Annotated in this window: 8 protein-coding genes; 2 read left to right on the plus strand and 6 right to left on the minus strand. The window is 65.3% G+C overall.

All coding sequences use genetic code 11. The features are described from left to right. Positions 1-135: 135 nt before the first annotated feature. The 3 genes from cyoC to cyoA are packed head-to-tail and all read right to left on the minus strand — an operon-like array spanning position 136 to position 3,832. Positions 136-768 carry a cytochrome o ubiquinol oxidase subunit III gene (gene cyoC, locus GSQ76_RS21700; protein ID WP_158746208.1) on the minus strand — a complete coding sequence of 211 codons (633 nt, stop codon included), beginning with the start codon at positions 766-768 and terminating at the stop codon, positions 136-138. Positions 769-771: 3 nt separating this feature from the next. After that, entirely contained in the window at positions 772-2,772 is a 2,001-nt protein-coding gene (cyoB, locus tag GSQ76_RS21705; protein ID WP_158746209.1) for a cytochrome o ubiquinol oxidase subunit I, read from the minus strand. Positions 2,773-2,818: 46 nt separating this feature from the next. Further along, positions 2,819-3,832, minus strand: coding sequence for a ubiquinol oxidase subunit II (cyoA, locus tag GSQ76_RS21710; RefSeq protein ID WP_158746210.1), 1,014 nt, complete (start codon positions 3,830-3,832; stop codon positions 2,819-2,821). 164 nt (positions 3,833-3,996) lie between these two features. Between cyoA and GSQ76_RS21715 the strand changes: the two genes are divergently transcribed. Beyond that, positions 3,997-5,334 carry an MFS transporter gene (locus tag GSQ76_RS21715; protein ID WP_254070562.1) on the plus strand — a complete coding sequence of 446 codons (1,338 nt, stop codon included), beginning with the start codon at positions 3,997-3,999 and terminating at the stop codon, positions 5,332-5,334. Between the two features lie 19 nt (positions 5,335-5,353). Here GSQ76_RS21715 and GSQ76_RS21720 read toward each other — a convergent pair whose 3' ends face one another. From GSQ76_RS21720 to GSQ76_RS21730, 3 genes are read right to left on the minus strand one after another with little or no spacing between them, the layout of a single operon-like run. Next, positions 5,354-6,823 carry an amidohydrolase family protein gene (locus tag GSQ76_RS21720; protein WP_158746211.1) on the minus strand — a complete coding sequence of 490 codons (1,470 nt, stop codon included), beginning with the start codon at positions 6,821-6,823 and terminating at the stop codon, positions 5,354-5,356. Continuing rightward, entirely contained in the window at positions 6,820-8,013 is a 1,194-nt protein-coding gene (locus GSQ76_RS21725; RefSeq protein WP_158746212.1) for an amidohydrolase family protein, read from the minus strand. The genes GSQ76_RS21720 and GSQ76_RS21725 overlap by 4 nt, the downstream gene beginning before the upstream one ends. Position 8,014: 1 nt before the next feature. Beyond that, positions 8,015-9,592: an ABC transporter substrate-binding protein gene (locus tag GSQ76_RS21730; protein ID WP_216851212.1), complete on the minus strand. Its 1,578-nt coding sequence runs from the start codon at positions 9,590-9,592 to the stop codon at positions 8,015-8,017. A 99-nt stretch (positions 9,593-9,691) separates the two neighbouring features. Between GSQ76_RS21730 and GSQ76_RS21735 the strand changes: the two genes are divergently transcribed. Continuing rightward, positions 9,692-10,354: a GntR family transcriptional regulator gene (locus GSQ76_RS21735; protein ID WP_158746213.1), complete on the plus strand. Its 663-nt coding sequence runs from the start codon at positions 9,692-9,694 to the stop codon at positions 10,352-10,354. The last annotated feature ends 59 nt before the right edge of the window (positions 10,355-10,413 follow it).

The raw sequence follows: 10,413 nt of genomic DNA on the forward strand, positions 1-10,413 counted from the left end.
CGGAGGCGAAGAAGCCGATCAGGTAGCCGGCGCGGGTACCGTGCCCCGCCGTGTCGTGCCCATGGCCGCCATGATCGCCGTGGTCGTCATGACCATGGCCGCCGTGACCGTCGGAATGCGCGGCCGCGTTCGTGCTCATCGAAGCACCCCCAGCAAATACACGAAGGAAAAGACGCCGATCCAGACAACGTCCAGAAAGTGCCAGAACAGGCTGAGGCACATCAGCCGGCGCTTGTTATCGTCCGTCAGCCCGCGCTGCCCGACCTGCACCAGCAGGGTGATCAGCCAGATGATGCCGACGGTGACGTGCACGCCGTGGGTGCCGACCAGCGTGAAGAACGAGGACAGGAACGCGCTGCGCTGCGGCGTGGCGCCCTCCGCGATCAGCCCCGCGAACTCGTGAAGTTCGAAGTAGATGAACGCGGCGCCGAATAGCCCGGTGATCACCAGCCAGATCATCGTGCCGGCTTTGCGGTTCGCCGCCATCTCCAGCATCGCAAAGCCGTAGGTGATGGACGACAACAGTAGCATCGCCGTGTTGAGCGCCACGGTCGGCAGTTCGAACAATTGGGCCGCGGACGGGCCGCCCGCGTAGTTGCGGCCCAACACGGCGTAGGTGGCGAACAAGGCTGCGAAGATGAGGCAGTCGCTCATCAGATACAGCCAGAAGCCGAGCATCGTGCTGTGCCCGGCGTGCACGTGCTCCTCCTCGGTGACGTAGAAGGCGATCGGCTCGCCGGTGCCGGGCGTGATGGCTTGCGTCGACATGGCTTATTCCGCCGCCTGGAAGGTTGTCCGGAGCTGTTCCGTGCGTATCACTTCCTCGACCGGGATGAAGTAGTCGCGTGCGTAGTTGAAGGTGTGGCCGATCGCCACTGCCAGGATGGCGACGAAGCTGACGGCCGCCAACCACCACACGTACCAGATCATCGCCGCGCCGAATGCGGTGGACAGCCCGGCCAGGATGACGCCGGTGCCGGTGCTCTTCGGCATGTGGATGGCGAAGTAGCCGGCCGTGACCCGCGTATGGCCGCGCTGCTTCATGTCGTACCAGGCATCATGGGCATGCACGATCGGCGTGAAGGCGAAGTTGTAGTCCGGCGGCGGGGACGACGTGGACCATTCCAGCGTGCGGCCATCCCACGGATCGCCCGTCCAATCCCGCAGCGCCTCGCGATTGCGGACGCTGACCACCATCTGGATGATGAAGGCCAGGATCCCCAGCGCGATGAGGAACGCGCCGAACGCGGCCAGGATGAACCAGACCTGCAACGATGGATCGTCGAAATGGTTCAGGCGGCGGGTGACGCCCATCAGGCCCAGCACGTACAGCGGCATGAAGGCGAAGTAGAAGCCGACGATCCAGAACCAGAACGACACCTTGCCCCAGAACGCATCCAGCTTGAAGCCGAAGGCCTTCGGGAACCAGTAGTTGATGCCGGCGAACACGCCGAACACCACGCCGCCGATGATGACGTTATGGAAATGGGCAACCAGGAACAGGCTGTTGTGCAACTGGAAGTCGGCCGGGGGCACGGCCAGCAACACGCCGGTCATGCCGCCGATGGTGAAGGTCACCATGAAGCCGATCGTCCATAGCATCGGCACCTCGTAGCGGATGCGACCGCGATACATGGTGAACAGCCAGTTGAAGATCTTCGCACCCGTCGGGATCGAGATGATCATCGTGGTGATGCCGAAGAACGAGTTCACGCTGGCGCCGGAGCCCATGGTGAAGAAATGGTGCAGCCAGACCAGGTAGGCCAGGATGGTGATGACCACCGTGGCGTAGACCATCGAGGTGTAGCCGAACAAACGCTTGCTGCAGAAAGTCGACACCACTTCCGAGTAGATGCCGAAGGCCGGTAGGATGAGGATGTACACCTCCGGGTGGCCCCAGATCCAAATCAGGTTCACGTACATCATCGGGTTGCCGCCGAGGTTGTTCGTGAAGAAGTTGGTGCCGACATAGCGGTCCAGGGACAGCAGGGCGAGTACGGCGGTCAGCACCGGGAAGGCGGCCACGATCAGGATGTTCGTGCACAGCGCCGTCCAGGTGAAAATCGGCAGCTTCATCATCGTCATGCCGGGGGCGCGCATCTTCACGATAGTCGCGATGAGATTCACGCCGGAGAGTAAGGTGCCGATACCGGCGATCTGCAGCGACCAGATGTAATAGTCGACGCCGACATCCGGGCTCGCGTCGTAACCGGACAGCGGCGGATAGGCGAGCCAGCCGGTGCGGGCGAATTCGCCGACGAATAGCGACATCATGATCAGGATCGCGCCGCCGACCGTCATCCAGAAGCTGAAATTGTTCAGGAACGGGAACGCCACGTCGCGGGCGCCGATTTGCAGCGGTACGACGAAGTTCATCAGGCCAGTGACGAACGGCATCGCCATGAAGAAGATCATGATCACGCCGTGGGCGGTAAATACCTGGTCGTAATGGTGCGGCGGCAAGAAGCCTTCATTGCCGTTGAAGGCCATCGACTGCTGCGCCCGCATCATGATCGCGTCGGAGAACCCGCGCAAAAGCATCACGAAAGCCAGGATGCAGTACATGATGCCGATCCGCTTGTGATCGACGCTGGTGAACCACTCGCGCCATAGATACGGCCAGACGCGGTAATATGTCAGCACGGACAGCAGGGCGATGCCGCCCAGCGCCACCATGATGAAGGTGCCGAGCACGATCGGCTCGTCGAAAGGAAGGGACGCAAGTGAAAACCGTCCGAAGACGAATTTCAGCAGGTCGGGACTGAGGGTCATTCTCTCTACTCTGCCGTTCCGGATATAGTCGGACGCTGGGGTGTGGTCATGGTGCGGGCGGCAGCCGGGCGCCGCTGTTCAGTCGCTGCGGGTCGGCGGCGCGCGGGGTGGCACTGCCGGGTGCCGTGGCGCCCGATTCCTTGCCGGCACCGCCATTGGAGTCGCTGCGCATCATATCGCTCATGCAAGTTCGGCCGGGCTCGGCGCACTGGTCGACGATCGCCTGGTATAGTCCATTGTCGATGCCGTCGAAGCGCTCGACGGGGACCTTGATGCTGGGTTTCACCAGGTCGAGATAGTGCGCCCGGTCCATCGCGCCAGAGCCGGAGGCCTTCACGGTTGCGACCCATTTATCGAAGTCGGCCTGGCTCAGGCCATGGAACTTGAAGTTCATGTCGGAGAACCCGGCGCCGCTATAATTGGCCGAGAAACCATCATACACGCCGGCCTTGTTAATGACCGCATGCAGCTGGGTCATCATGCCGGGCATGGCGTAGATCTGCCCGGCGAGGGCGGGGATGGCGAAGGAGTTCATCACCGACGAAGCGGTGATCCGGAAGTCAATCGGCGTATCCACCGGTGCTGCCAGCTCATTCACGGTGGCGATTCCCAAATCCGGGTAGATGAACAGCCATTTCCAATCCAGTGCCACGACCTCGACGGTCAGCGACCGGCTCTCCACCGGGACCGCGCGCGCGGCGTCCAACCGGGTGATCGGGCGATACGGGTCAAGCAGGTGGGTTGCGACCCAGGTCAACGCGCCGAGGGCGACGATGATGGTCAGTGGGGCTGCCCAGATGACCACTTCCAGCCGGGTGGAGTGGCTCCATTCCGGATCATAGGGTGCTGCCGTGTTGGTGTGCCGGTAGCGATAGGCAAACACTAGCGTCAACACGATGACGGGCACGATGATCAGCAGCATCAATATCGTCGATATGATGATGAGGTCGCGCTGCTGCATGGCCACGTCGCCTGACGGGTCCATGATGACCATGTTGCAGCCGCTCAGCAGGAGGGCCAGGGGGGCTAGACGGAGGACTCGCGGAATCTTGGGAAACATTCTGCTCAATCGTGACGCTATGGTGTAGCCGAGGCGCTACATAGAGGAGGACGGCCCAGGATGGGAGTGGACATTTTGTCCTATGGGCAGACGGCCTCGTGATGTGCTGATATATCTGGTCATACGGCAGGCCTAACCAGAGGGTCTAAAGAAGGGATGAGTACGTGAGCCAATCTCAGGGGGTTGCCAACTCCGGCGACCTGGAACGCGACGCAAGGCTGGTCAACGCGAGCGGTCATGACATCGCACCGGGTGAGATCGCGATCGGCGTCGTGATCGGCCGCATGTCGGAGTTCTTCGACTTTTTCGTGTACGCCATTGCATCGGTCTTGGTGTTCCCGCGGGTGTTCTTCCCGAATGCCGAGCCGTACATGGCGATGATCTATTCGTTCGCCATCTTCCCGCTGGCGTTCATCGCCCGGCCACTTGGCTCCGTGATCTTCATGGCGGTGGACCGCAAGCATGGGCGTGGTGCGAAGCTGACCATGGCGCTGTTCCTGCTGGGCGGCTCGACCGCGGCGATCAGCTTCCTGCCCGACTATGCGACGCTTGGGGCGACCGCGATCGTGCTGCTTGGTCTGTTCCGGTTTCTGCAAGGCATCGCGCTGGGCGGCACGTGGGATGGCTTGGCCTCCCTGCTGGCGCTGAACGCGCCGCCGCATCGCCGCGGCTGGTATGCGATGATGCCGCAGTTGGGCGCCCCGCTGGGGTTCATGCTGGCGGCCGCGCTGTTCGCCTTCCTGTTGGCGACGATGCCGGCCGAGGATTTCCAGGATTGGGGCTGGCGCTACCCGTTCTTCGTCGCCTTCGCGGTGAACGTGGTCGCCCTGTTCGCCCGGCTGCGCCTGGTTGCCACGCCGGAGTTCACCGCGCTGTTGGACCGGGATGAGCTGCAGCCGGCCCGGGTGTCGGCGACGCTCAAGGATAATGGCTGGAACATCCTGCTGGGCGCCTTCGTCCCGCTGGCCTGTTTCGCACTGTTCCACCTGGTGACGGTGTTCCCGCTGGCCTGGATCAATCTTTATACCAGCCGTGACGATGGTGGGTTCCTGCTGGTGCAGATCGCCGGCGCGGCGGTCAGCATCGTGACGATCGTCATCTCTGGCCTGGTGGCGGACCGGATCGGTCGCCGGCGGCTGCTGGCGGTGGGCGCCGGGTTCATCGGGTTGTTCAGCTTCGTCGCCCCGTTCCTACTGGGCGGCGGTCGCAGCGGGGAGGCGACGTTCGTCATCCTCGGCTTCGCGGTGCTGGGTTTCTCCTTCGGGCAAGCCAGCGGCGCGGTGGCGTCGAACTTCGAGCGGCGGCTGCGCTATACCGGCGCGGCGCTGACCTCGGATGTTGCCTGGCTGATCGGCGCCGGGTTCTCGCCGCTGATCGTGCTGTCGCTGTCCAGCCATCTGGGGCTGATCGCGGTGGGCGGCTACCTGCTGTCGGGGGCGATCTGCACCCTGGCGGCGCTGATGACGAACAACCAGTTGCAGTTGGACATGCGCGACCGGTAGGCCGGTCGGGAGGCTTCTGTTAGGGGCCTCCCACGACCGGATAGCTGGGGCGGAAGATCGTCTCCAGCTTTGGGTGGGCGAGCGTTCGTTCGGGGTAGCGGGCCATCATCCTATTGAATTGCGTCTGGGCTTGGACGTGGGCGGCTTGCATGTCCATGCCGTGGATGTGGCCGTCCACCACGCTAAAGCGGCCGTTTACCACGACGTCCCGGACGTCTCGGCCAGAGCCGCCGACCAGCAGGGTTTGGACGGGGTCGATGACTTGGCCGATCCGGTCATGCGAGAAATCGAACACCACAATATCCGCCGCGGCGCCGGGCTGCAGGCGACCCAGGTCGGGCCGGTTCAGGGCGTCGGCGCCACCGATCGTGGCTGCGTCGAACAGGTCGGCGGCACTGGCGGCGCCGGGGTCGCCCTCCATGACCCGGCAGAGCATGGCGCCGGCCTGCAGATTGGCCACCATGTCGGGCGGCCAGGTGTCGGTGCCCATGCCGATGCGGATGCCCATGCGGCGATATTTGGCGAAGCTGTCCAGTGCACGGCCGCCGCGGGCGGAGACGATGGGGCAATGCACGATTGTCCCACCGGTGTCGCGCAGGATTTCCAGGTCACGGCCCGGCCGGCCGACGCCGCGGGAGCCGGACACCCAGGTGCCATGCGGTAGCAGCGCGCGAGGGGAGAGCAGGCCCAGCCCGGCCAGCCATTCCGGCGGGCTTTGGCCGGTGCGGGCGACAACCCGGTCGTACTCCATGCGGGATTGGCAGCAATGGAGGCGCAGTGGGACGTCCAGCGCCTCGGCTGCGGCTGCGGTGCGGCGGAGCAGGGTTTCGGTGCAGCTTTCGACCCGGTCGGGGGCGAGCATGGTGCGGACCAGCCCGCCTGCCCTGCCCTCATGCGCCCGGCAGAATGCCTCGGCGGCATCCAGGCCGGCGAGGCCGCGGGGTTCGTCGTAGAATTCGGTGATGGTGCCACCGGGTTGGACCACCAGGTTGCCGGTGCGGTAGGCGGGGCCGAGATAGACGCGCAGCCCCAGTTCGGCGGCGATGTCGGCGGCGCCGGCGAATTCGTCGGGGGTCTCGCCCCAGGCGCGGTAGAACAGGGAGGCGATGGGGACGGCGGTGGTGATGCCGTTGCGCAGAAGCTGCGCGAAGCCGTAGCGCTTCTGGAACTCCAGTTCGGCCGGGGTGTACATCTCCACTGGGCCGCGATCCATGTACGTCTGCGGCCATACCCTGCCCTTCTGCCAGGCGGGATGGTTGTCGAAGCCCAGGATGGTTGTGTCCAGGTCGCCCAAGGCGTCCAGGTCGATGAAGCCCGGCGCGATGAGGGCGGTGCCGTAGTCGCGGCGCTGCTGCACCTCGCCCGGGAAGACGTGGCCGACGAAGACGATGCGGTCACCCTCGAACACCACCTGCCCGTTCTGCAGCAGCACGTGGTGACCGGCTTGGTGCCCGACCACCCAGCGCGCCGTCAGCAGTGTGCGGATCATGCGACGCGGAACAAGGCCTGCCCGCCCTGAGCCACCAGGCGGCCACGGCGCAGCACCATGCGATTGCCGGGGCGCTGGGCGACGGCCTCCGCCACGGCTTCGGCGGGGACGAGCACGAGGTCGGCCCAGCAGCCGGCCGCCAGGCCGTACTCGGCAAGGCCGATCGCTTTCGCACCGCCGGTGGTGCAGGTGGCGAGGGCGAGGTCCAACTCGTCGTGGCGGCGCAGATTGTTGCGCAGGCCGACGAACATCGCGCGTTCCAGCATGTCGCCGTTGCCGTAGGGACCCCAGGTGTCGCGAATGCCGTCGCTGCCGGCGCACAGCACCACGCCGGCAGCCGCCAGGCGCTTGACCGCGGGCACCGGGCGGGACGCCGGGGCGGTGGTGCAGATGGCGATGCCGGTTTCGGCGAGGGCGGCAATCAGGGGCTCGGTGATTGCCGGGTCGGGCATACCGAGGCAGAAGGCGTGGCTGATCATGACGTGGCCGCCCATGCCCAGGGCGCGGGTGCGCTCGATGATGAGTTCCATCGAGAAGGCGCCCATCTCGCCGGGCTCGTGCAGGTGGATGTCGACGCCGCGGCCGAACTGCTCGGCCAGGCCGAAGATCGCGTCCAGATGGCCCTTCGGGTCGCGGTCGATGGCGCAGGGGTCCAGGCCGCCGACGGTCTCGGCGCCCAGGCGCAGCGCATCGGCCATGAGTTCCAGCGTGCCGGGGCGGATCAGCAGGCCGCTTTGCGGAAAGGCGACGATGTCGATGCCAACATAGTCCGCCAGCGCTTCGCGTGTTTGCATCACGCCCTCAATCCCGGACACACCGCATTCGGTGTCGACGTCGACATGGGTGCGGATGTGGGTGGCGCCGTGGCTGACGGTAAGCGCCGCCTGCCGGGCGGATTGCTGGTGGGAGTCGATTGGAAGGGTGCGGCGAACCTCTCGCTCGTTGCTGATCTTGTCGACCAGGCGGGGGCCGACTTCGTTTTTGTACCAGGGCAGGCCCAGCAGGGACTTGTCTAGGTGGGTATGCGCCTCCACCAGGCCCGGCAGCGCGATCCGGCCGCCGCCATCCAGCACCGCGACGCCCGGCTGGATTGGCGCATCCAATGCGGTGATGCGGCCGGCCTCGATCAGGATATTGGTCGTGGGGCCGCCCAATGGGCGGATGTTGGTTAAGAGAACGGTTTCGGCCATCTCACTTCCCTCCCATGCGGGTGAGCCACAGCCGCACCTTGTTGTCCGGCAGCTGCACCACGGTGTCGACGGTATCGCGCTTTGCCCAGGCCATGGGCTGTTCATGCAGCGGCAGGAACAGGATTTCGCCCTCGGCCAGGCTCAGCGCCTTGCCCTCCTCCGCCAGGCGGGTCTTGGTGTCCAACTCGTTGGCGGCCTGGTCGGTCAGGCTGTCGATCTCGGTCCGGCCCCAGCCGCCCCAGTTGAACACGCCGGCCGCGCTGGTCTTGCTGTGCACCACCTGCAGCAGGAGCGATTCCGCGTCGATCGCCGGCTCGTTCGCCCAGCCCAGCGGCGTCACGTCGAATTGGCCGGCGACCCGGCGTTGCGTAATCGATGCGCGCGTGCCGGTTTGCAGATCCACCTTGATGCCGATCTTCGCCCACATCGAGGCAGTGGCCTGGCAGATCTGTTCCTCGTTGACGTAGCCCTCCCCGGTGCAGACCAGCGTCAGCCCGAAGCCGTCGGGGAAGCCGGCGTCTTTCATCAGCGCCTTCGCTGCGTCCAGATCGTACGGCAGGCGCTTGTCCATGCCGGGGAGGAAGCCGGGGATGGAAGGGGCGACCAGTGCGCCGGTGTCGCGGGACTGGCCGCGCATCACGCTGCGGCGGATGCCGTCGATGTCGATCGCCTGATACATCGCCTGGCGCACCCGCTTGTCGCGCAGCGGGTTGGGCAGATCGGGGTGGCTGGGCAGGTGCTCGGCATAGTTGAGGGCAAAGAAGATGGTGCGAAGTTCGGTCGCCATCAGCACCTTTACGCCGGCCGATGTCTCCAGCCGGGCGGCAGCCTGCAGCGGCACGGCGTTGGTCAGGTCGATCTCGCCGGATACCAGGGCGGCCAGGCGGGTGGCGTCGTTGTTGATGGGCAGGAACTCGATCCGGTCGAGGTTATGCTTCGGCGTATCCCACCAGCCCTTGTTCACCACCAGGATGGTGCTGCTGTCGGCGGCGCGGCTTTCCACCTTGAACGGCCCGGTGCCATTGGCGTGGGTGGTGGCATACCCCTCGACCTTGCGGCCGACATCGGTGGCGACCTCGGTATGGTTGGTCACCAGCCAGGGCTTGCTGAAGATGAAGATGTTGGTCAGGTCGTTCAGCAGCAGCGGGTATTTCGACGTCAGTTCTATATCGACCGTCATCGGGTCCACCACGCGGGACGATTTGTAGGCGGCCAGATTGCCCTTCAGCGGCGACAGATCATCCGTGGCGCGCTGTAGCGAGGCGACCACGTCATCCGCCGTCAGCGGGGCGCCGTCCTGGAACTTCACGCCGGGTCGCAGGTGGAAGCGCCAGACGGTGGGGGACACCAGCTCCCACGACGTTGCCAGTGCGGGCTCGATCTTCAGGCTGCTATCGTAACGGACAAGGCCCTCATAGACGTGGTTGAGGAACGCAAGGGTGAAGGTGTCGCCGAAGGAGTCGGGGTCCAGCGAGCCGATGTCGCGGGACGCGGCCCATTTCAGCGTGTTGGCCTGCACCGCCACGACGGGCGTGGCGGTGGCCAGAAGGAGGGTGAGGATGCGGGCAGCAAGGGTCATGACGGCGTCTCCCAACGGGGTGGCGCAGCGATGGCGGCCTGCGCAGTTGCATTCCTACTCCGGCTGAGCAAAAGTGTATACAGTTTTTCGGAGACAAAAATGACCCCGCCGACTGCGGCGTTGCGGCGACCCGGCGATGGCCCCCAACTCGTCTATCAGGAGCTACGGCGTGGCATCATCGAGAAGCAGCTGACCCCTGGGGAGCGCCTGCCCGAGGCCGCGCTGGCCACCCGGTTTGGCGTCAGCCGCACAGTGGTGCGGGCGGCGCTGGAGCGGTTGGTGGCGGAGGGACTGGCCGAACGCCCCAACAACCGCAGCGCCCGGGTGGCGAGCCTGGGCCGTGCGGCGGCGGCGGATCTGCTGGACGTTCGCATCAAGATCGAGACGCTGGTGATGGAGCGGCTGGCCGGGCATGTCTCCCCTGACACCGCCGGGGCATTGAGCGCGCATGTGGCGCGGGAGGAACGGGTGAGCAGCCTGCGCCAGCCGGAAGCGGTGCGCCTGGCGGGGGAATTCCACGTGCTGTTGGCGGAGGCGACTGGCAGTGCCTTGCTGACGCGCTATGTGTCGGATTTGGTATCCCGTTCCTCCCTGGTGTTGGCCGGGCAGAACCTCCCGCACTCGTCCAGTTGCGCCGTGCGGGAGCATTTGCTGCTGATCGAGTTGTTGCGGGAGGGGCGGTTGGAAGAGGCGAAGACGGCGATGAGCGACCATCTGCGCCAGATCGCCTACCGTGCCCTGATTTGTGACGATCCAGCGTAATGAAACGGGTGCTGTTCGGGTGACAGTGTCATCCCATTGCTTTGCCTGCTGTCCGTACA

The sequence above is a fragment of the Acidisphaera sp. L21 genome (assembly GCF_009765685.1).
In the GTDB taxonomy this organism is placed as follows: Bacteria; Pseudomonadota; Alphaproteobacteria; order Acetobacterales; family Acetobacteraceae; genus LMUY01.